We start from the raw sequence: 24,713 nt of genomic DNA, 5'->3' as shown, positions 1-24,713 counted from the left end.
GGAAGATGGACTTTCTGACGCAGGTCGGTGTCGGTACTGATGATTCGATCGCCATTGTCGGGCTGTCCTGCCGGTTGCCCGGCGCGCCCGGGGTGAGCGAGTTCTGGCGGTTGCTGCGCGAGGGCGGGGACGCGATCTCCGAGGTGCCCGCCGGCCGTTGGGACGTGGCCGCCGATCCGGCGGCGGTTCCCGTCCGGCGGGGCGGTTTCCTCGACCGGGTAGACGAATTCGATCCGGCGTTCTTCGGTGTCTCGCCACGGGAAGCCGCGGCGATGGACCCTCAGCAGCGGCTCATGCTCGAACTGAGCTGGGAGGCGCTCGAGGACGCCGGGATCGTGCCCGCCGGTCTGGCGGGCACGAAGACGGGCGTGTTCGTCGGCGCGACCGCGAGCGACTATGCCGCGCTGGCGAACCTGCGCGGCACGGAGGCCATCGGGCCGCACACCCTGACCGGGCTCAACCGCGGGATCCTCGCCAACCGGATCTCCTTCACACTCGGTTTGACCGGACCGAGCCTGACCGTCGACACCGCCCAGTCCTCGTCGCTCGTCGCCGTGCACCTGGCCTGCGAGAGCCTGCGGCACGGCGAGTCCACTGTGGCCCTCGCCGGTGGCGTGAACCTGAATCTGGCGCCGGAGAGCACGATCGGGGCCGCGAAATTCGGCGCGCTGTCCCCGGACGGCAGGTGTTTCACCTTCGACGCCAGGGCCAACGGCTACGTCCGCGGTGAGGGCGGCGCCGTCGTCGTGCTCAAGCCGTTGTCCGTCGCGATCGCCGACGGCGACGAGGTGCTCTGTGTCATCCGGGGGAGCGCGGTCAACAACGACGGCGCGACCACCGGCCTCACCGTGCCGGACGCCGCCGCCCAGGAGGAGGCCGTCCGCCTCGCCTGCGAGCGCGCCGGCGTACGGCCGGAGGAGGTCCAGTACGTCGAGCTGCACGGGACCGGCACCCGGCTCGGTGACCCGATCGAAGCCTCGGCGCTCGGCGCGGCCTTGGGGCGGCATCGCCCGGAAGGCGCGCCGCTGCTCGTCGGCTCGGCGAAGACGAACGTCGGTCACCTGGAGGCGGGCGCGGGTATCACCGGGCTGGTGAAGACCGCCCTGAGCATCAGGCACCGGGAACTGCCCGCCAGCTTGAACTTCGAGACGCCGAACCCCGCGATCCCGCTCGACCGGCTCAACCTCTCCGTGCAACGGTCGTTGTCCGCCTGGCCCCGGCCCGACGCGCCGCTGGTGGCGGGAGTCTCGTCGTTCGGCATGGGCGGCACGAACTGCCACGTGGTGCTGTCCGACGCCCCGCTTCCCGATCGTCCCGACGAGCCGCGAACCGCGATGGACTTCGTGCCGTGGCTGGTTTCCGGGGCCGGTGAAGCGGCGCTCGGCGCACAGGCCGCCCGGTTGCGGGAGCACGTCGAGGCGCTCGATCCCGTGGACGTGGGCCTGTCCTTGGCCACCACCCGTTCGGCGCACAGTCATCGGGCCGTCGTGCTCGGCGCGGACCGGTCCGAATTGGACAGTGGGCTGGCGGCGGTCGTCGCCGGGACACCCTCCGCGCAGGTGGTCCGCGGCAGGGTCGTCGCCGACGGGCGGCTGGGTTTCCTGTTCGCGGGTCAGGGTTCGCAGCGGGTGGGGATGGGTCGTGAGCTGGCGGCGCGGTTCCCGGTGTTCGGTGAGGCTTTCGATGAGGTGTGTGCTCGGTTCGGGTCGTTGGTGTTGGCCGATGATCGGTTGCATCGGACGGAGTTCACGCAGCCGGGGTTGTTCGCGTTCGAGGTGGCGCTCTACCGGTTGTTGGAGTCGTGGGGTGTCGTCGCGGATGTGCTGGTGGGGCATTCGATCGGTGAGCTGGCTGCGGCGTATGTGGCCGGTGTCTGGTCGCTGGATGACGCGTGCCGGGTGGTGGCGGCGCGTGGTCGGTTGATGCAGGCGCTGCCGGAAGGCGGCGCGATGGTGGCGGTGCAGGCGTCGGAGGCGGAAGTGGTTCCGCTGTTGACCGAAGGCGCGGGTATCGCGGCGGTGAACGGCCCGATGTCGGTGGTGGTCTCCGGCGAGGAGAGCGCGGTCGCGGGAGTCGCCGCGGAGTTCGCTGAGCGTGGTCGCAAGGTGAAGCGGCTGCGGGTGAGCCATGCGTTTCATTCGGTGTTGATGGAGCCGATGCTGGCGGAGTTCCGTCGTGTGCTTGAGGGTGTGGAGTTCCGGGCGCCGTCGAAGGTGCTCGTGTCGAACCTGTCGGGTGTGGTGGCGGGGGAGGAGTTGTGCTCGCCGGAGTATTGGGTCCGGCATGTGCGGGAGCCCGTCCGGTTCGCCGACGGCGTGATCGCGGCCGAGGCTCGGGGTGTCACCACGTTCCTGGAGATCGGGCCGGACGGCACCTTGAGTTCGATGGCCCGCGAGAGCCTCGCCGGCACCGGTGTCGCGATCCACCCCGCGCAGCGGGCGGATCGGCCGGAAGCGCGGGCACTGGTCACGGCGGTCGCCGGGCTGCACGTCCGCGGCGTCACCGTCGACTGGGCGAAGCTGTTCGACGGCAGCGGTGCCCGGCGGGTCGCCCTGCCGACCTACGAATTCCAACGGCAGCGGTACTGGTTCGACGGTCCGGTCACGGCCGCGCCCCGGCCCGCCGAGGACGGCTCACCGCTGCGGCAGCGGCTTGCGGGACTGTCCGAAGCGGAACAGGACCGGTTGCTGCTCGACGAGGTGCACACCCACGTCGCCGCGGTACTCGGCCACGCCGCGACGGACACCGTGGACACCGAGCTGACGTTCAAGGATCTCGGCTTCGATTCGCTGACCGCGGTCGAACTCCGCGACGCGCTGGCCGAGCTGACCGGGCTGTCGCTGCCCGCCGCGTTGCTGTTCAACCATCCGACACCGGCCGCGCTCGTCCGCCACCTGCGGGCCGAGCTCACCGAAGCGCCGCGCGAGACCGGCACGGTGGTGCGCCGGGCCGCGGACGAGCCGATCGCGATCGTGGGGATGGGCTGCCGGTTCCCCGGCGGCGTCACCACCCCGGACGAGCTGTGGCAGCTCGTGCTCGACGGCCGGGACGCGATCGGTGGTTTCCCAGCCGACCGCGGCTGGGACCTCGAAGGTCTGTACGACCCGGATCCGGAGCGCAGCGGCAAAACCTATACGCGCGAAGGCGGATTCCTTTACGACGCGGGCGATTTCGACCCGGTCTTCTTCGGGATCAGCCCGCGCGAGGCCACCGCGATGGATCCGCAGCAGCGGCTCCTGCTCGAAACCTCTTGGGAGGCACTGGAACGGGCGGGCATCGACCCGCGAGCCTTGCGCGGCAGCGACACGGGCGTCTTCGTCGGCGCGATGGCGCAGGACTACGGTCCCCGCCTGCACGAAGGGCTCGACGGTTACGAGGGCTATTCCCTGACGGGCAGCACGGTCAGCGTCGCCTCGGGCAGGATTTCCTACACACTCGGGTTTTCCGGCCCGGCGGTGACCGTCGACACGGCGTGCTCCTCCTCGCTGGTCGCTCTGCACCTGGCGGCCAAGGCGCTGCGCGACGGCGAATGCTCGCTCGCGGTCTCCGGTGGCGTCGCGGTGCTCGCGACCCCGGGTATGTTCGTCGAGTTCAGCAGGCAGCGCGGACTGGCCGCGGACGGGCGCTGCAAGGCGTTCGCCGCCGCCGCGGACGGCACCGCCTGGGCCGAGGGCGCCGGCATGGTCGTGCTCGAACGGCTGTCGGACGCGCGGCGCAACGGCCACCCGGTGCTGGCGGTCATCCGCGGTTCCGCGGTCAATCAGGACGGCACGAGCAACGGGCTGACCGCGCCCAACGGACCCGCGCAGGAACAGGTGATCCGGCAGGCGCTCGCCCGTTCCGGCGTCACCGCCGCCGACGTCGACGTCGTCGAAGCGCACGGCACGGGAACCGCGCTCGGCGACCCGATCGAGGCACAGGCGCTGCTGGCCACCTACGGCCAGGATCGCGAAACCCCGCTGTGGCTCGGTTCGCTGAAGTCCAACATCGGCCACGCGCAGGCGGCCGCCGGGGTCGGCGGCGTGATCAAGATGGTGATGGCGCTGCGGGCCGGCACCCTGCCGAAGACCCTGCACGTGGACGAGCCGACACCGCACGTGGACTGGTCGGCGGGAGCGGTGTCGCTGCTGACCGAGAACCGCGAGTGGGCCGATCCCGGCCGCAGCCGCCGGGCCGGCGTTTCGTCGTTCGGTATCAGCGGTACCAACGCCCACCTCATCCTCGAAGCGGCGCCGGAGCCTCCGGCGCCGTCGCCGCGGACGGAGGGACCGCTGGCGTGGCCGATCTCCGCGCGCACCGGCCAGGCGCTGCGCGATCAGGCCGTGCGGCTGCTCGGCGTGACCGGAGCGCATCCGGCGGACGTCGCGGCCTCGCTGGCGGCCCGGCCGGGCTTCGACACGCGCGCGGTGGTCGTCGGCGACCGCGACGAACTCGAGGCGGGACTGCGCGCGCTCGCCGCCGGCGAACCCGGCGGCCCGGTCGTCGAAGGCGTCGCGGGGCGTCGCGGCAAACCGGTGTTCGTCTTCCCGGGCCAGGGCTCGCAATGGTGCGGCATGGCCGTCGAGTTGATGGAGACCTCGCCGGTGTTCGCGGACAAGATGCGGGACTGCGAGGCGGCGTTCGAGCCGTACGTGGACTGGCGGCTCACCGAGGCGCTCCGCAGCGCCGAGGCCCTCGAACGCGTCGATGTCGTGCAGCCCGCGCTGTTCGCGGTCATGGTGTCGCTCGCCGGGTTGTGGCGTTCACTCGGGATCCGCCCGGCCGCCGTGGTCGGGCATTCCCAAGGCGAGATCGCGGCCGCGCACGTGGCGGGCGCGCTGAGCCTCGCGGACGCGGCCAAGATCGTGACCCTGCGCAGCCAGGCGCTGTCCGCGCTGGCGGGCAAGGGCGGCATGGTCTCGGTACCGCTCCCGGTCGACGAGGTGCGCGCCCGGATCGAAGGCCACGGGGACCGGGTCGGTGTCGCGACGATCAACGGCCCGTCCTCCACCGTGATCGCGGGCGAGCCGGATGCGCTGGCCGAAGTACTCGCCGGATGTACCCGCGACGGCGTTCAGGCCAAGGCGATCCCGGTGGACTACGCCTCCCATTCGCCGCAGGTCGACGCCATCCACGACACCCTCATGACCGCGCTGGCCGGTATCACGGCCCGGCCCGGCGAGATCCCCTTCTATTCCACCGTCACCGGTGCTCTGATCGACACCGCGGAGCTGGACACCGGCTACTGGTTCCGCAACCTGCGGCACACCGTCCGCTTCGAGCAGGCGGTCCGCGCGCTGCTGGACGACGGCCACGACGCGTTCATCGAGGCCAGCCCGCATCCGGTGCTCACCGTCGGGGTGCAGGAGACGATCGGCGACCACGGCGCCCCGGCCGTCGTCCTCGGCTCGCTGCGCCGCGAAGACGGTGGCAGGCGGCGGTTGCTGACCTCGATGGCCGAAGCGCACGTCGCCGGTCTCGCGGTGGACTGGACCGCGGTGCAGTCCGGCAACCGCGTCGAACTGCCCACCTATGCCTTCCAGCACGAGCGGTACTGGCTCGAAGCACCCGCCTCGGCGTCCGCCGACGTCGAGTTGTGGGACGCGGTCGACAGCGAGGACCTCGACGCGCTGGCCGCCGTGGTCGAGCACGCGGACCGGGACGAACTCGCGGCCGCGCTGCCCGTGCTCTCGGCCTGGCGCCGCCGTGCCCGCGGCCGGTCCACGACGGATGGCTGGCGTTACGTGGTGACCTGGAAACCGGTCACCGAGCCCGCGGCCGCGGCGCTTTCCGGCACGTGGCTGGTCGTGGTGCCGTCCGCGCACACCAGTTCACCGCTCGACGACGCCGAGGTCGTGATCGTGGAACCCGGTGAGGGGCGGGAGCCGCTCGCTCGGCGGCTCGCCGGACGCGAAGTGACCGGCGTGCTGTCCTTGCTCGAAGACCCGGCCGGCACCGTGACCTTGGTCCAGGCACTCGGAGACGCCGGTATCGGCGCGCCGCTCTGGTGCGTCACCAGGGGCGCGGTGTCCACCGGCCCCGGCGACGAGGTGGCCGATCCGGCGCGGGCCCGGCTCTGGGGCCTCGGCCAGGTCGTCGCACAGGAACATCCGGAACGCTGGGGCGGCCTGATCGATCTGCCGGTTGACGCCGAAGACCGGCTGTGGCGGCGGATGCGCTCAGTCCTGGCTTGGCGCAGGGAAGACCAGGTCGCCGTGCGCGACTCCGGAGTGTTCGCCAGGCGGCTCGCGCACGCGACGACACCGGCCGCGGCGGAGGCCTGGGTACCGCGCGGCACGGTGCTCGTCACCGGCGGCACCGGCGCGCTTGGCGGGCACGTCGCGCGCTGGCTGGCCGCATCCGGCGCCGAACACATCGTCCTGGCGGGCAGGCGAGGGCCCGCCGCGCCCGGTGCGGAAGAACTGCGCGAAGAACTGATCCGGCTCGGCGCACGGGTGACACTGGCCGCCTGCGACGCGGCCGACCGGGACGCGCTTTCCGCGCTGCTCGACACCGTCACCCCGAACGCGGTCGTCCACACCGCGGGCGTGCTGGACGACGGCATCATCGAGACACTGACCCCGGAGCGGCTCGCCGGGGTCGCCCGGCCGAAGGTCACCGCGGCCGAGAACCTGCACGAGCTCACCGCGCACCTCGATCTCGACGCGTTCGTGTTGTTCTCGTCCGTCATCGGGGTGCTGGGCAACGGCGGCCAGGCCGCGTACGCCGCCGCCAACGCCTACCTCGACGCCCTCGCCGTGCACCGCCGCGGTCTCGGTCTGCCCGCGCTGTCCGTGGCGTGGGGTATCTGGGCGGGCGGCGGCATGGTCGACGGTTCCGTCGAGGACCGGATGGGCGGCCGCGGTCTCCCCGGGATGGCGCCGGAACGCGCGATCGCCGGTCTGCAGGACGCGCTGAGCCGCGGCGACGACTGTGTGGTCATCGCCGACGTGCGCTGGGACCGGTTCGCTCCCGCGTTCACCGCGGCCAGGGCGAGCTCGCTGATCGGCGATCTGCCGGAGGTGGCCGATCAGCCGGACGGACGGCAAGCGGGGCTGCCGGAGCAACTGGCCGGACTCGGCGAGGCTGAGCAGCTCCGCGTTCTGGTCGACCTGGTCCGCGCGCACGCCGCGTCGACCCTGCGGCACCAGGACGCCGGATCCGTCGACACCACCAGAGCGTTCCGGGAGATCGGCTTCGACTCCCTGACCGTGGTCGAGATGCGCAACCGGCTGGCCGCCGCCACCGGGCTGCGGCTGCCGTCGACCGTCCTGTTCGACCACCCGACGGTGACCGAGCTGGCCGGGTATCTCCGCGGCGAGCTCGTGGGTGTCGGACGGGCGGCCGCACCGGTCGCGGTCAGCCGGGGACCGGCCGACGAGCCGATCGCGATCATCGGGATGGGCTGCCGTTTCCCCGGCGGCGTGACCACCCCTGACGAGCTCTGGGAGCTGCTGGTCGCCGAACGCGACGTCGTCGGCGATCTTCCGGACGACCGCGGCTGGGACGTGGCCGGGTTGTACGACCCGGATCCGGACGCGCAGGGCAAGTCCTATGTCCGTGAAGGCGGTTTCCTCTACGACGCGGCCGGCTTCGACGCCGAGTTCTTCGGGATCTCCCCGCGCGAGGCGCTGACGATCGATCCGCAGCAGCGGCTGCTGCTGGAGACGTCCTGGGAGACGATCGAGCGGTCCGGGATCGACCCGGTGTCGTTGCGCGGCAGCCGTACCGGGGTCTTCGCCGGGATGGTGTACCAGGATTACGGCTCCCGTCTGCACGAGGCGCCAGAAGGCCTGGAGGGCTTCCTCGTCACCGGCAAGTCGTCCAGCGTCGTCTCCGGCCGGGTCGCCTACAGCTTCGGTCTGGAAGGCCCCGCGGTCACGGTCGACACCGCCTGTTCCTCGTCGCTGGTCACCCTGCATCTGGCCGCGCAGGCGCTGCGGCAGGGCGATTGCTCGCTGGCGCTGGCCGGTGGCACGACGGTGATGGCCGCGCCCGGCATGTTCATCGAGTTCAGCAGGCAGCGCGGGCTCGCCCCCGACGGCCGGTGCAAGCCCTTCGCCGCCGCGGCCGACGGAACGGCGTGGGGCGAGGGCGCGGGCATGGTGTTGCTGGAGCGGTTGTCCGACGCGCGCCGCAACGGGCATCCGGTGCTGGCGGTGCTGCGCGGGTCGGCGATCAATCAGGACGGCGCGTCCAACGGGCTGACCGCGCCGAGTGGGCCGTCCCAGCAGCGGGTGATCAAGGACGCGCTGGCGAACGCCGGTCTGTCCACAATGGACGTGGACGCGGTGGAGGCGCACGGCACCGGTACCACGCTGGGCGACCCGATCGAGGCACAGGCGCTGCTGGCCACCTACGGCCAGGATCGCGAAACCCCGCTGTGGCTCGGATCGCTGAAGTCCAACATCGCGCATCCGCAGGCGGCCGCCGGCGTGGCGGGGGTCATCAAGATGGTGCTGGCCCTGCGCCACGGCATCCTGCCGAAGACGTTGCACGTCGACGAACCTTCGTCGCATGTGGACTGGTCGGCGGGGAAGGTGTCGCTGCTGACCGAGGCGCGCCCGTGGCCGGAGACCGGCCGGGCCCGTCGCGCGGGAGTGTCGGCCTTCGGGGTCAGCGGCACCAACGCGCACGCCATCCTCGAACAAGCCCCCGCCGAAGAGACCGAGCCGCCGTCCGGGGAGGCGATTGTCCCGTGGCTGCTCTCCGCCAAGAGCGAGGCCGCGCTCCGGGAGCAGGCGGCCCGGCTCGGCGCGGCGGTGCGCGACGAGCGAGTGCTGGACGTCGGCTGGTCACTGCTCACCGGCAGGCCGGATTTCGAGTACCGGGCCGCCGTCGTGGCGGGGGACCGGGACGGTTTCCAGGCCGGGATGCGGGCCATCGCCGACGGCGTGGGCGCACCGGGTGTGGTGCGGGGGACCGCGGCCGACCCGGGCAAGGTCGTGTTCGTGTTCCCTGGTCAGGGTTCGCAGTGGGCGGGGATGGGGCTGGAGTTGTATGAGTCTTCTCCGGTTTTCGCGGCGCGGTTGGATGAGTGTGCCCGGGCTCTGTCGTCCTTTGTGGACTGGTCGTTGCTGGATGTGCTCGGTGATGAGGTCGCTTTGGCGCGGGTTGATGTGGTTCAGCCGGTGTTGTGGGCTGTGATGGTGTCGTTGGCGGCGGTGTGGGAGTTCTACGGTGTGCGCCCTGATGTCGTCGTCGGTCATTCGCAGGGTGAGATCGCGGCCGCGTGTGTGAGTGGTGCTCTGTCCCTGGCCGATGGTGCGCGAGTCGTTGCTTTGCGCAGCAAGGCGATCACGGCTCTGGCGGGCAAGGGTGGGATGGTTTCCGTCGCGTTGCCGGTGGATGAGGTGCGCGTCCGGCTCGGCGAGTCGCTGTCGATCGCCGCGGTGAACGGGGCCGAGGCGACGGTGGTCTCGGGCGATGTCGCCGCGCTGGACGAGTTCGTGGCGGCTTGTGGCCAGGACGGAGTCCGCGCGAAACGGATCCCGGTGGATTACGCGTCGCATTCGGTTCAGGTGGAACAGATCCGTGCCGAGCTGCTGGACGTTCTCGGCGCGGTCCGCCCGATGGCAGGCCGGATCCCGTTGTTCTCGACGGTGTCGGGCGAGCTGACCGACGGTGCGGGGCTGGACGCCGCGTACTGGTACCGGAACCTGCGGCAGACGGTGGAGTTCGAGTACGCGGTCCGATCGTTGTCGGGGCTGGGGTTCGGGGCGTTCGTGGAAGCGAGCGCGCATCCGGTGCTGACCATGGCCATCCAGCAGACCGCCGAAGACGCGGTGGCACTCGGCACCCTTCGCCGGAACGAAGGCGGTCTGGGCCGTGTCCTGCTGTCGTTGGCCGAAGCGCACGTTCAGGGTGTCGAGGTCGACTGGGCGGACACGTTCGACGGCGGCCGCCGGGTCGATCTGCCCACGTATCCGTTCCAGCGCGAGCGGTTCTGGCTGGAGACCTCGTCCGCGACCCCGTCGGCCGTGCCGCGGGTGCGCAAGCCCGAGGCGGCACCTCCGTCCGTCACCCGGCTGAACGGGGCCTCGGGGGCCGAGCGGGACCGGCGCCTGCTGCACCTGGTGCGCACCGAGGTCGCCGCGATCCTCGGGCACGCCGGGCCGGAGGCGGTGCGGTCCACCCGGGCCTTCGCCGAGGCGGGCTTCGACTCCTTGATGGCCTTGGAACTGCGCAACCGGCTCGGCGCCGCCACCGGTCTCAAGCTGCCGACGTCGGTGGTCTTCGACCACGCCAACCCCGCGGCGATGGCGGAATTCCTCGCCGCCGAGCTGGCAGGCGGCGCGGCGGACACGACCGCCGCCGTGGCAGGCGCCACCGACGAACCGATCGCCCTGGTCGCGATGAGCTGCCGGTACCCGGGCGGCGTGCGGTCTCCGGAAGACCTGTGGGAACTGGTACTCGAAGGCCGCGACGCCATCTCGGAGTTCCCCGTCGACCGCGGCTGGGACGTGGCCGGGCTGTACGACCCGGACCCGGATCGCGCGGGCCGGTCCTACGTCCGGCACGGCGGTTTCCTCCACGACGCGGCCGAGTTCGATCCCGAGTTCTTCGGCATCTCGCCCCGCGAAGCCCTCGCGATGGACCCCCAGCAGCGGCTGCTCATGGAGACCGCCTGGGAGGTACTGGAACGAGCGGGAATCGACCCCGGCACGGTACGGGGCAGTCGATCCGGGGTGTTCGTGGGCACCGTCGGCCAGGACTACGGGCCGCGGATGCACGAAGCCGCCGACGGCGTCGAGGGCTACCTGATGACCGGCAACCTGTCGGCCGTCGCGTCCGGCCGGATCGCCTACACCTTCGGCCTGGAAGGGCCCGCGGTCACGATCGACACCGCGTGCTCGTCGTCACTGGTGGCGCTGCACTACGCCGCCCAGTCGCTGCGGCAGGGCGAATGCTCCCTGGCGCTGGCAGGCGGGGCGGCGGTGATGGCGACGCCGGGGGTGTTCGTCGAGTTCAGCAGGCAGCGCGGCCTGGCGCCGGACGGGCGCAGCAAAGCGTTCGGCGCCGGCGGCGACGGGACGAGCTGGGCCGAGGGGGTCGGCATGGTGTTGCTGGAGCGGCTGTCCGACGCGCGCCGCAACGGGCATCCGGTGCTGGCGGTGCTGCGCGGGTCGGCGATCAATCAGGACGGCGCGTCCAACGGGCTGACCGCGCCGAACGGCACGGCCCAGCAGCGGGTGATCCGGCAGGCGCTGGCCGCCGCGGGGCTGTCCGCGAACGACGTCGACGTGGTCGAGGCACACGGCACCGGCACGCGGCTGGGCGACCCGATCGAGGCCGAGGCGATCATCGCCACCTATGGCCAGGACCGGGAACACCCGCTGTGGCTCGGCTCGCTCAAATCCAACATCGGGCATACGCAGTCGGCCTCCGGGATCGGCGGTGTGATCAAGATGGTCCAGGCGATGCGGCACGGTGTCCTGCCGCGAACCCTGCACGCCGACGAGCCGACCCCGCGGGTGGACTGGTCCCGCGGCGACGTCCGGCTGCTGACCGATGCCGAGGAGTGGCCCGAGACGGGAAGGCCGCGCCGGGCGGGCATCTCGTCGTTCGGGGTGAGCGGGACGAACGCGCACGCGATCATCGAAGCGGTCGATGCCGACGAGCCGGTTCCCGCACCGCATGTCGGCGCGCTGCCGCTGCTGGTGTCCGGCGCGGACGAGAAAGCGTTGCGGGAGCAGGCCGACCGGCTCCGAGCCCACCTCGGCACACAGCCCGGTCAGAGCCTGACCGACGTGGCGTTCTCGGCGGCGACTACCAGGGCGTCACTGGAGTACCGGGCGGTCGTCGTGGCGGATTCGACGGACCTGGCGCGCGAGGCGCTGTTGTCGATCGGGCGCGCGGAGCAGCACCCGGCCGTCGTGACCGGCACCGAGACCGGCGTCGAGCACCGGATCGGGTTCCTGTTCGCCGGTCAGGGATCCCAGCGCGTCGGCATGGGACGTGAGCTCTCCGAACGGTTCCCGGTGTTCGCCGCCGCCTTCGACGAGGTGTGCGAGCACTTCGAAGGGTTGCGGGAGCTGATCTTCACCGACGACCGGCTGCACCGGACCGAATTCACCCAGCCGGGATTGTTCGCCTTCGAGGTCGCCCTCTACCGGCTGCTGGAGTCCTGGGGTGTCACGGCCGACGTGGTCGCCGGGCACTCGATCGGCGAGCTGGCCGCGGCGTACGTCGCCGGGGTGTGGTCGCTGGCGGACGCCTGCCGGGTGGTCGGCGCGCGCGGCAGGCTGATGCAGGCGCTGCCCGAGGGCGGCGCGATGGTCGCCGTGCAGGCGGCGGAGGACGAGGTCACGCCGTTGCTGACCGGCGCCGTCGACATCGCCGCGGTCAACGGGCCCGACGCGGTGGTCGTCTCCGGTGAGGAGGAGGCGGTGCTCGCGGTCGCCGCGGCGCTCGAAGCGCTGGGCCGCAAGACAAAACGCCTGCGGGTGAGCCACGCGTTCCACTCCGGGCTGATGGAGCCGATGCTCGAAGACTTCCGCGAGGTGCTCGAACAGGTCGAGTTCCACGCGCCGGACAAGGTGATCGTGTCGAACCTGACCGGCCGCGTGGCGGGGGACGAGCTGTGCACCGCCGGCTACTGGCTCCGCCACGTCCGCGAGGCCGTCCGGTTCGGCGACGGGATCGCCACGGCGGAAGCGGACGGCGTCACGGTGTTCGTCGAGATCGGCCCCGGCGGCGTGCTGGGCGGTCTCGCGACGGAGGCGGACGTGGTCACCGTGTCGCGTGACGGCCGCCCCGAGGTCGAGGCCTTGCTGTCCGCGCTGGGCAGGCTCCATGTGCGCGGCGTTCCCGTCGCGTGGAGCCGGTTCTTCGACGGCACCGGCGCCAACCGGGTCGACCTGCCCACGTATCCCTTCCAGCGTAAGCACTATTGGCTCACGGCCGGGCCGACGGCCCAAGCGTCCTCGGACGACTTGACCCACCGCGTGGTCTGGAAGCCGGTGACCGAACCGGTGGACCGCGGACTGACCGGGACGTGGCTGCTGGTCGTACCGGAAGGGCACACCGAAGATCCGGCTGTGGCGGGACTGCGGCGCGCGCTCGGCGGCGCCCGGCTCACCGAAGTCGTGCTCACCGCGGCGGACACGGAGCGCGAAGCGGTCGTCGCCAAGGTCGCGGCGGCCGGGATCGACGGCGTGGTCTCGCTGCTCGCGCTGGCGGGCGAGACGCTGCCCGGCCACCGCGCGCTGCCCGCGGGACTCGCCCTCACCACCGCGTTGGTCCAGGCGCTGAACGAGATCGGGGCCGAAGTCCCGCTGTGGTGTGTCACGAGCGGGGCGACGGCGGCCGGCTCGCAGACGCCGCTCCACCCGGGGCAGGCGGCGGTCTGGGGGCTCGGCAGCGTGCTCGCCCTCGAACACCCCGAACTCCGGGGCGGTCTGATCGACCTGCCGGAGGAACCGGACGAGCGGACGTGGGACCGGGTCCGCGCCGTCATCGCGGACGGCGAGGAGGACCAGGTCGCGATCCGTTCCTCGGTGCTGGCCAAACGACTCGTGCCCGGTGCGCCCGCGAGGGGCGAGAGCTGGCGGCCGCGGGGCACGGTCCTGGTCACCGGTGGCACGGGCGCGCTCGGCGCGCACGTCGCGCGATCGCTGGCCGCCCGAGGTGCCGAGCACCTCGTCCTGACCAGCAGGCAGGGACCGGACGCGCCGGGTGCGGCCGAGCTGACGGCCGAGCTGGGCGGCCTCGGCGTCCAGGTGACCGTCGCCGCCTGCGACGTCACCGAGCACGAGGCGCTGGCCGCGCTCATCGGGCGGCTGCCGCGACTCGACGCGGTGGTGCACACGGCGGGCGTGCTCGACGACGGCGTCATCGACTCGCTGTCACCGGCCCGGCTAGACGAAGTGCTCGCGCCCAAGGTCGCCGCGACGATCGAACTGCACGAGCTGACCCGCGGCTTCGACCTGTCCGCGTTCGTGCTGTTCTCCTCGGCCGCGGGCACGCTGGGCAACGCGGGGCAGGGCAACTACGCGGCCGCGAACGCCTTCCTGGACGCCTTCGCCCACTACCGTCGCGGGCTCGGCCTTCCGGCGACCACCGTGGCGTGGGGCGCTTGGGCCGGGGCGGGCATGGCGGCCGACGCCACCGCGGCCGAGCGGCTGCGGCGCGACGGCGTCTCCCCGATGCCGCCGGACCGGGCACTCGACGCGCTGTGGCGCGCGGCCGGGCAGGACGACCCGTTCGCCGTCGTCGCCGACATCGACTGGGCGCGGTTCGACGGCGGGCTGCCCCGCCCGAACCGGCTGTTGCTGGATCTGCCGAACGTGCGGACGGTGCGCGGCGAGCCGGAATCGTTGCTGGACCGGCTCACCGCTGCCGGACCCGCGGAACGTCAGGCCATGTTGGTGCGCTTCGTGACCGCGAGCGCGGCCACCGTGCTCGGTCACTCGCCGGACTCGGTGCGGGCCGAAAGGGCGTTCAAGGACCTCGGCTTCGACTCGCTCACCGCCGTCGAGCTACGCAACCGGCTGGCCACCGCGACCGGGTTGCGGCTGCCCGCCACGCTCGTCTTCGACCATCCGACGGCGGAGGCACTCGCGGACCACCTGCGGGTCGCGTTGCTGCCGGACGAGGACGACGGGCGGCCCGACCCGTTCACCGAGCTGGACCGGCTGGAGGCCGCGATGGCCGCGGCGGACGACGAGATCCGCGCGGGTGTGGCCACCCGGCTCAACGGTCTGCTGGCCAGGTGGTCGGGGGAGCCGGTGGCCGCGAGCGACGTGTGGGACGCCGACCGGGACGAACTGCTCGATCTCATCGACAACGAACTCGGAGTGGCGGACTGATGGAAGACCCGAAACTGCTCGACTACCTGCGGCGGGTCACCGCCGAGCTCCAGTCGGTGAAGGAGCGTCTGCGTGCGGCCGAGGCCGCCGACCACGAGCCGATCGCGATCATCGGGATGAGCTGCCGGTTCCCCGGCGGTGTGCGGTCTCCCGAGGATCTGTGGCGGTTGCTCGCCGATGGCGTGGACGCCATCGCCGAATTCCCGGTGGATCGAGGCTGGGACACCGGCTCGCTCCACCATCCCGATCCGGACCGCCGGGGCACGTCCTACGTGCGGGAGGGTGGCTTCCTCGACGACGTGGCGGGTTTCGACGCCGCGTTCTTCGAGATCTCGCCCCGCGAGGCGCTCGCGATGGACCCGCAGCAACGGTTGCTGCTGACGGCCGCCTGGGAAGCGGTCGAGCGGGCCGGGATCGCGCCGCGGTCGTTGCGCGGCAGCCGGACCGGTGTCTTCGCGGGCACCAACGGGCAGGATTACCCGGCGTTGCTGGAAGGGGCCGCCCAGGACGTCGAGGGATACGCCGGCACCGGCAACGCGGCGAGCGTGTTCTCCGGCCGCGTCGCTTACAGCCTCGGGCTGGAAGGTCCGGCGTTCAGCGTCGACACCGCGTGCTCTTCCTCGCTGGTCGCACTGCATCTCGCGTGCCAGTCGCTGAGGCAGCGGGAGTGTTCGCTCGCGCTCGCGGGCGGCGCGACGGTGATGGCCACCCCCGGCACGTTCGTCGAGTTCAGCCGTCAGCGCGGGCTGGCGGAAGACGGGCGCTGCAAGGCGTTCGCGGACGCCGCCGACGGCACCGGCTGGGGCGAGGGCGTGGGCGTGTTGTTGCTGGAGCGTCTGTCGGATGCGCGTCGTAATGGGCATCCGGTGTTGGCGGTGGTGCGTGGTTCGGCGGTGAATCAGGATGGTGCGTCGAATGGTTTGACGGCGCCGAATGGTCCTTCTCAGCGTCGGGTGATCGTCGCGGCGCTGGCGAATGCGGGTCTTTCGGCGGGCGAGGTCGACGCGGTGGAGGCGCATGGTACGGGTACGACGTTGGGTGATCCGATCGAGGCGCAGGCGTTGTTGGCTACCTATGGGCAGGGTCGTGAGGCGCCGTTGTGGTTGGGGTCGGTGAAGTCGAATCTCGGTCATACGCAGGCGGCTGCGGGTGTGGCGGGTGTGATCAAGATGGTGCTGGCGATGCGGAATGGTGTGTTGCCGAAGACTTTGCATGTGGATGAGCCTTCGTCGCATGTGGATTGGTCGGCGGGGAAGGTGTCGTTGCTGACCGAGGCTCGGTCGTGGCCGGAGGTGGATCGTCCGCGCCGGGCTGGTGTGTCGTCGTTCGGGGTGAGCGGCACCAACGCCCACGTGATCCTGGAACACGTCCCGGCCGAGGAACCCGAACCATCCACTGTGGACTCGATCGTGCCACTGGCGTTTTCGGCCAAGAGTGATGCCGCCCTCCGGGAGACCGCGCGGCAGCTCGTCCCCGCGCTCGGCGCGGGCTTGGCGGATGTCGGCCTGTCCCTGGCCACCACTCGTTCGGCGTGGGAGCACCGTGCGGCGCTGGTGGGTGCGGACCGTGAGCGTCTCATCGCTCTCGCTGACGGTCGGGACGCCGCCGGTCTCGTACGGGGGGTGGCGGCCGACCCGGGCAAGGTCGTGTTCGTGTTCCCTGGTCAGGGTTCGCAGTGGGCGGGGATGGGGCTGGAGTTGTATCAATCTTCTCCGGTTTTCGCTGCCCGGTTGGATGAGTGTGCGGTGGCGCTGGAGTCCTTTGTGGACTGGTCGTTGCTGGACGTGCTCGGTGATAAGGCCGCGTTGGCGCGGGTCGATGTGGTTCAGCCGGTGTTGTGGGCTGTGATGGTGTCGTTGGCGGCGGTGTGGGAGTTCTACGGTGTGCGCCCTGATGTCGTCGTCGGTCATTCGCAGGGTGAGATCGCCGCGGCCTGTGTGAGTGGCGCTCTGTCGTTGGCCGATGGTGCGCGGGTGGTCGCGTTGCGCAGCAAGGCGATCACGGCTCTGGCGGGCAAGGGCGGGATGGTCTCCGTCGCGTTGCCGGTGGCCGAAGTCCGCGCTCGGCTGACCGGGGGCCTGTCGATCGCCGCGGTGAACGGCGCCGGGGCGACGGTGGTGTCGGGTGACCCCACGGCACTGGACGAGCTGATGACGGCATGCGAACGGGATGGGGTTCGGGCGAAGCGGATCCCGGTGGATTACGCGTCGCATTCGGTTCAGGTGGAAGAGATCCGCGCCGAGCTGCTGGACGTGCTGGCCCCGGTCCGGCCGTCCGCCGGTCGACTCCCGCTGTTCTCCACCGTCACCGGCGAGCTGGTCGACGGCTCGGGTCTGGACGCCGGGTACTGGTACCGGAATCTGCGGCAGACCGTCGAGTTCGAGCACGCGATCAAGTCGTTGTCGGAACAGGGATTCGGTGCGTTCGTGGAGACGAGCGCGCATCCGGTGCTGACGATGAGCATCCAGCAGACCGTCGAGGACGCGATCGTGGCCGGGTCGCTCCGCCGTGACGAAGGGGGTCTGGACCGCGTCCTGCTGTCGCTCGGCGAGGCGTATGTCCAGGGCGTCGAGGTCGACTGGACCCGGGCCTTCCCCGGCGCGCACCGTGCCGACCTCCCCGCGTATCCGTTCCAGCGTGAGCGGTTCTGGCTCCAGCGGCCGACCGGCGGCACGGCCGCGGACCCGCTGGACGACATCCGGTACCGGGTGACGTGGAAGACGATCGACGCGCTTCCCGAACCGTCGCTGAGCGGGCGGTGGCTGGTCGCCGTTCCCACGGGCACCGAGTCCGACCTCGTGGCCCCGGTCGTCCGAAGCCTCGAAGCCGGTGGTGCCGAGACCCTGGTCCTACCGGTCGGCGCAGGCCGGGACGCCCTCGCGGACCGGCTGCGCGGGCTCGGCGCGCTCGGCGGGGTGGTGAGCCTGCTGGCGCTGGACGAACGGCCGGACCCCGGCACAGCACTGCCCGACGGCCTGGCCAGGACCATCGAGCTGATCCAGGCGCTCGGGGACGCCGGGCACGAGGCTCCACTGTGGATTCTCACCCGCGGTGCCGTGACCACCGGACCGCGGGACCCGCTGACCAACCCGCTACAGGCCCAGACATGGGGAGTCGGGCGCGTCGCCGGGCTCGAACACGCGAGCCGCTGGGGCGGCCTGATCGACCTGCCCGCCGAGTTCGACGAGGTGGCCGCCGTCCGTCTTCGCTCGGTGCTGGCCGGCACCGAGGATCAGCTGGCGATCAGGAAAGCGGGCATCCTCGTCCGCCGCTTGGTCAGGGCCGCGCGGCCGGGCAAGCCGCCCCGGACCTGGCGGCCGAGCGACACGGTCCTGCTCACCGGCGGGACCGGCGTACTCGGCACGCATATCGTGCGATGGCTCGCCGGCAACGGCGCGACCCGTATCGTGCTGCCGTCCCGGCGCGGACCGGCCGCGCCGGGCATGCCCGAGCTGACCGCGGAACTGGCCGAGCGGGGCGTCGAGCTGATACCGGCCGAGTGCGACGTGGCCGACCGGGCGGCGCTGGAGGAGCTCGTGTCGCGGGTACGGCGAAGCGGTCCGCCGATCCGCGCCGTCATCCACGCCGCCGCCCAGATCGGCCTCGGTTCCCTCGACGAGACGACGCTGGCCGACTTCGCCGACGTCGTCGGTGCGAAGGCGGACGGCGCCCGACATCTCGACGAGATCTTCCGTGACGACGACCTCGACGCGTTCGTGCTGTTCTCCTCCATCGCCGGGGTGTGGGGCAGTGGCGACCACGGTGCCTACGCCGCGGCCAACGCCTTCCTCGACGCGCTCGCGGCGCGGCGCCGGGCGGAAGGACGCACCGCGACGTCGATCGCCTGGGGCGTCTGGGCCGCGGCGAACCCCTGGGACACGGACCGGGCCATCGAGGGCATCGACAACGATCAGCTGCGCCGCCGCGGCTTGCCGCTGATGGATCCCGAGCTCGCTTTCACCGCGCTCCAGCATGTCCTCGATCACGACGAGACCACCCTGACCGTCGCCCACGTGGACTGGGCGAAGTTCCTCCCGGTCTTCACCTCGACCAGGGCGCGGCCGCTGTTCGACGACCTGCCCGAGGGCCAAGGCGCGGTCCAGGCCGGCACCGTGCCCGAAACGGCCGGGTCCGATCTCGTGCGAAGGGTGGCGGCCGCGGCCGACGGCGAACGTGTCGTACTCGACCTCGTCCGCGCACAGGTGACGGTCGTGCTCGGGCACTCCGCACCCGACGCCGTGGCTCCCGCCCGGCCGTTCAAGGAGATGGGGTTCGACTCCCTGACCGCGGTCGAGCTGCGCAACAAGCTGACCGCGGCGACCGGGATCCGGCTGCCGGCCACGATGGTCTACGACCACCCGAGCCCGGCGGCGCTGGCCCGCCATGTCCACGCGCGGCTGATCCCGCGCACCACACCCGCGCTCGACGAGCTCGACCGGATCGAAGCGGCACTGTTCGGCGCGGAGACCGGCGACGAGGCGGCCGCCAAGATCGTCGCCCGGCTGCGGTCGATGGTGTGGAAGTGGACCGACCTCACCGGTACCGCGGAGCCGACGGCCGACGACGGCCTCGACCTCGCCACCGATGACGAGATATTCGACCTGATCGACGCCGAGTTCGGCAGTGCCTGACGGGGGATCCGCGCAAATGGCTGAGGAACAGAAACTCCGGGACTATCTCAAACGAGTGACCACGGAGCTGCGGCAGACCCGCCGACGGCTCGCCGAGGTGCAGGACCGGGCACCCGACCCGGTCGCGGTGGTCGCCATGGGCTGCCGCTTCCCCGGCGGGGTGCGCACGCCGGAGCAGCTTTGGCGGCTGCTGGTGGCCGAGGCCGATCTGGTCTCCGGATTCCCGGCCGACCGCGGCTGGGACGCCGACGCGCTCTACGACCCGGACCCCGACGCACCGGGCCGCACCTATGTGCGGGAGGGCGGCTTCCTGTCCGATGTGGACGACTTCGACGCGGGCTTCTTCGGGATCTCGCCCCGCGAAGCGGCCGCAACCGATCCGCAGCAGCGGTTGCTGCTGGAGACCGCGTGGGAGACCTTCGAACGCGCGGGCATCGACCCGTTGTCGCTCAAGGGCAGCCGCACCGGCGTCTATGTCGGCTGTCACTACCAAGACCACGGTGTGCTGCTGAAGCAGGCGCCGGACAGCTACGAGGGTTACGTGGTCACCGCGAGCAATCCGAGCGTGGTGTCCGGCCGGATCGCCTACACCCTGGGACTCGAGGGCCCTGCGGTCACCATCGACACGGCATGCTCGTCTTCGCTGACCGCGCTCCATCTCGCGGTCCAGTCGGTGCGGGCAGGCGAGTGCGAACGCGCGCTGGCGGGCGGGGTCGCGGTGATGGCCACGCCCGCCTCGTTCACCGGGTTCAGCAGGCAGCGTGGGCTCGCCCACGACGGACGCTGCAAGGCGTTCGCCGACGCCGCCGACGGGATGGGCCTGGCCGAGGGGGTCGGCCTCGTGCTCGTCGAGCGGCTGTCGGAGGCACGCCGTCTCGGGCATCCGGTGCTGGCGATCGTGCGGGGCTCGGCGATCAACCAGGACGGCGCGTCCAACGGGCTGACCGCGCCGAACGGCACTTCCCAGCAGGAGGTCATCCGGAAAGCCCTTGTCGACGCCCGGCTCTCGGCCGACCAGGTCGACGCCGTGGAAGCGCACGGTACGGGCACCACGCTGGGCGATCCGATCGAGGCACAGGCGTTGCTGGCGACGTACGGGCAGGGCCGCGAGACGCCGTTGTGGCTGGGGTCGATCAAGTCCAATATCGGCCACGCCCAGACCGCGTCCGGTGTCGCCGGTGTGATCAAGATGGTGCTGGCGATGCGGAACGGCCTGCTGCCGAAGACCTTGCATGTGGACAAGCCTTCGTCGCATGTGGACTGGTCGGCGGGGAACGTGTCGTTGCTGACCGAGGCACGGCCGTGGCCGGAGGCGGATCGTCCGCGCCGTGCCGGTGTGTCGTCGTTCGGCGTGAGCGGCACCAACGCCCACGTGATCCTGGAACACGTCCCGGCCGAGGAAATCGAACCCTCTACTGTGGACTCGTTCGTGCCACTGGTGTTCTCGGCCAAGACCGAGCCCGCGCTGCGCGAGACGGCCTGGCAGCTCGCCCCACTTGTGGGCACCGGTCTGCCCGACGTCGGATTCTCGCTCGCCACCACGCGTTCCGGCTTCGAGCGCCGCGCCGTTCTGGTGACCCGCGACGAGTGCTCGGCCGAGCAGGGGCTTCGGGCACTGGCCGACGACAAGGAGGTCGCCGGTCTGGTGCGGGGTGTGGCGGCCGACCCGGGCAAGGTCGTGTTCGTGTTCCCTGGTCAGGGTTCGCAGTGGGCGGGGATGGGGCTGGAGTTGTATGAGTCTTCTCCGGTTTTCGCGGCGCGGTTGGATGAGTGTGCCCGGGCTCTGTCGTCCTTTGTGGACTGGTCGTTGCTGGATGTGCTCGGTGATGAGGTCGCTTTGGCGCGGGTTGATGTGGTTCAGCCGGTGTTGTGGGCGGTGATGGTTTCGTTGGCGGCGGTGTGGGAGTTCTACGGTGTGCGCCCTGATGCCGTCGTCGGTCATTCGCAGGGTGAGATCGCGGCCGCGTGTGTGAGTGGTGCTCTGTCCCTGGCCGATGGTGCGCGAGTCGTTGCTTTGCGCAGCAAGGCGATCACGGCTCTGGCGGGCAAGGGTGGGATGGTTTCCGTCGCGTTGCCGGTGGATGAGGTGCGCGTCCGGCTCGGCGAGTCGTTGTCGATCGCCGCGGTGAATGGGCCGTCCGCGACGGTGGTGTCGGGTGATCCCGTGGCGCTGGATGAGCTGATGGTCGCGTGTGAGCGGGATGGGGTTCGGGCGAAGCGGATTCCGGTGGATTACGCGTCGCATTCGGTTCAGGTGGAACAGATCCGTGCCGAGTTGATGGAGGTGTTGAGCGCGGTTGGCCCGACGGCGGGCCGGGTTCCGTTGTTCTCCACCGTCACGGGCGAGTTGGTCGACGGTTCGGGTTTGGATGCCGGGTACTGGTACCGGAATCTGCGGCAGACCGTCGAGTTCGAGCACGCGATCAAGTCGTTGTCGGAACAGGGTTTCGGTGCTTTCGTGGAGACGAGTGCACACCCGGTCTTGACCATGGCGATTCAGCAGACGGCCGAGGACGCGGTGGCTGTCGGTACCCTCCGGCGGGACGAAGGTGGCCTGGACCGTGTCCTGCTCTCGGTCGGCGAGGCCTACGTTCAGGGTGTCGAGGTCGATTGGACACCGGCCTTCACCGGCGCGCACCGCGTCGATCTGCCCACCTATCCGTTCCAACGGCAACGGCACCGGCTCCCGGTATCGGGCTCGACGGGCGCGGATCTCGAGTCGGCCGGTTTGCGCCCGGCCGGACACCCGCTGCTGGGCGCGGCCGTCGAGACACCGGACGGCTCACTGGTCCTCACCGGCCGGATCTCCTTGCGTGACCACGGATGGCTGGCCGAACACCGGGTTTTCGACTCGGTGCTGCTGCCCGGCACCGGGTTCGTCGAACTCGCCGTGCACGCGGCGGACCTCGCCGGTTGCGGGCGGGTCGACGAGCTGGTGCTGGAGGCGCCACTGGTGCTTCCGGCGAGCGACGGGGTGCAGATCCAGGTGGTGACCGACCCTGAGGGCGAGGACGGCGGCCGGGCGTTCCAGGTGCACACCCGCAACGGCGACGCGGGCGAATGGGTGCGCAACGCCACCGGCCTGATGAGCCCCGAACCCGGCGAACCCGGGTTCGACACGGTCGCGGCCTGGCCACCGCCGGACGCGGAACCCGTTCCGGTCGAAGGTTTCTACCCCGCGTTCGCCGAGCGCGGTTACGGTCACGGGCCCGCGTTCCAGGGCCTGCGTGCCGCCTGGCGCCGCGACGACGAGGTGTACGCCGAGGTCCGCCTGCCCGAAGAGCACACCGGTCACGCCGGGCACTACGGTCTGCATCCGGCGCTGCTCGACGCGGCCTCGCACGCGGTCGCGCTCACCGCGGCCCAGCCGGGCCAGGCCCACCTGCCGTTCTCGTGGCAGGGCGTGACACTGCACGCCGCCGGAGCGGCCGCGGTCCGGGTGCGGGTCGCGGCGACCGGGCCGGAGACCTACGCGGTGGCGCTGACCGACGAGAGTGGTGCGCCGGTGCTGACCGTCGAGGCACTGACGGTCCGTCCGGTGACCAAGGACCGGCTGCGCACCGGCCACGACTCACTGTTCCAGATCGCGTGGAAGCCTGTCCGGCAAGGGAATCCGCCGCACGATCGGACGATCGGCGTGCTCCGCGACGACCTCGGGCTGGCCGTGCACGCCGGCCCGCGCATCGGGCGTCACGGCTCCCCGGCGGACGCGGCCGGGTCATCGCCCGCCATCGTGCTCGCCACGCTGGCAGGCGGGACCGGAGACCTGGCGGCCGAGGCCCGTGCGATCACCGGACAGGCACTGGAGCTGGTCCAGCAGTGGCTGGCCGAAGACCGGCTCGCCGAGAGCACGCTGGTGCTCTGCACCCGCGGCGCCGTGCTCACCGGAACCGGCGACCCCGGCCAGGATCTGGCCGCCTCCACGGTATGGGGCCTGCTCAGGACCGCGCAGACCGAGCATCCCGGCCGGTTCGTCCTGCTCGACATCGACGAGCATCCGGCGTCCGCGTCGGCGCTCCCGGCCGCGCTGGCGACCGGTGAGCCTCAGCTGGCGATCCGCGCGGGGGAGATCCTTTCTCCGCGGCTGGCCCGCGCGGTCTCGCCCGCCGAGGAGGCACCCGTCGATCTCACCGGGACGGTGCTGGTCACCGGCGGGACCGGGACGCTGGGCAGGCTCGTCGCCCGGCATCTCGTCGAGACGCACGGGGTGCGGAGCCTCGTGCTGCTCAGCCGTCGCGGCGCCGTCGAAGGGGCCGAGGAACTGGAGCGGCTCGGGGCGAAGGTGGAGATCCTCGCCTGCGACGCCGGCGACCGCGCCGATCTCGCGAAGGTGCTGTCCGGGCTGGAGGGACGGTTGTCCGCGGTCGTGCACGTCGCGGGCGTCCTGGACGACGGCGTGGTCACCGCCCAGTCCCCGGACCGGGTGGACCGCGTGTTCACTCCGAAGGTCGACGCCGTGGTCAACCTGCACGAGCTGACCAAGGACGCCGGGCTCTCGGCGTTCGTGCTCTTCTCTTCGGCGGCCGGCACGTTCGGCAGTGTGGGACAGGCGAACTACGCCGCCGCCAACGCCTTCCTCGACGCCTTCGCCCACCACCGCCGCGCACAAGGGCTCCCCGCCGTTTCGCTGGCGTGGGCGTTGTGGGCGCAACGCAGCGCCATGACCGAGCACCTCGGCGAAACCGACGTCGCGCGGATGATGAAGGGCGGCATGATCCCGCTGGCTTCGCGGGACGGACTGTCGTTGTTCGACGCGGCACTGAATTCGGCGCACCCGGTGCTGGTGCCGGTCAAGTTCGACACCGCCGAACTGCGTGCCCGCCCGGAAAGCGTCCCGGCACTGCTGCGTGACCTCGTCCGGGCACCGGTGCGCCGGGCCTCGGCGGGCGCGGCCGTCGACGGCGGCTTGAAACAGCGGCTCGCCGGGCTTCCCCCGGCCGAGCGAGAGTGGGCACTTGTCGACTTGGTGCGCGGGCACGTCGCGAGCGTGCTCGGGCACTCGTCGCCCCACGAGATCGAATCCGGCCGCGCGTTCACGGATCTGGGCTTCGAGTCGCTCACCGCCGTCGAACTGCGCAACCGGCTCGGCACGGCGACCGGGCTGCGCCTGCCGGCGACCCTCGTCTTCGACCACCCGACTTCCGCGGCACTGGCCGGTTTCCTGCGGCAGCGGCTGTTCCCCGACGAGCCCGCCCCCGCGACGGCACCCGTGCGCGACGCCGCGGCGGAGATCGACGAACTGGACGTCGCCGGTCTGGTCGACCTGGCGCTGGAAGCGGGAGCCGGCCGATGA

The 24,713-nt window shown here is 71.6% G+C and carries 2 protein-coding genes and 1 pseudogene; all 3 read left to right on the top strand.

The genetic code is table 11. The features are described 5' to 3' along the window. Positions 1-5: 5 nt before the first annotated feature. A pseudogene (locus AVR91_RS42530) lies at positions 6-14,555 on the top strand (type I polyketide synthase); the annotation flags it as partial. Positions 14,556-14,785: 230 nt separating this feature from the next. Continuing rightward, a complete protein-coding gene (locus tag AVR91_RS44455) occupies positions 14,786-19,420 on the top strand; it encodes a type I polyketide synthase (RefSeq protein WP_394329977.1) in 4,635 nt (1,544 codons plus the stop codon). 16 nt (positions 19,421-19,436) lie between these two features. Next, positions 19,437-24,713 (top strand): type I polyketide synthase, encoded by a 5,277-nt coding sequence (locus tag AVR91_RS32495; RefSeq protein ID WP_076857480.1) that lies wholly within the window; start codon positions 19,437-19,439, stop codon positions 24,711-24,713.

Source organism: Amycolatopsis keratiniphila subsp. keratiniphila (assembly GCF_001620365.2).
GTDB classification, from domain to species: Bacteria; Actinomycetota; Actinomycetes; order Mycobacteriales; family Pseudonocardiaceae; genus Amycolatopsis; species Amycolatopsis keratiniphila.
This window is presented reverse-complemented; position numbering and strand designations above follow the sequence as displayed.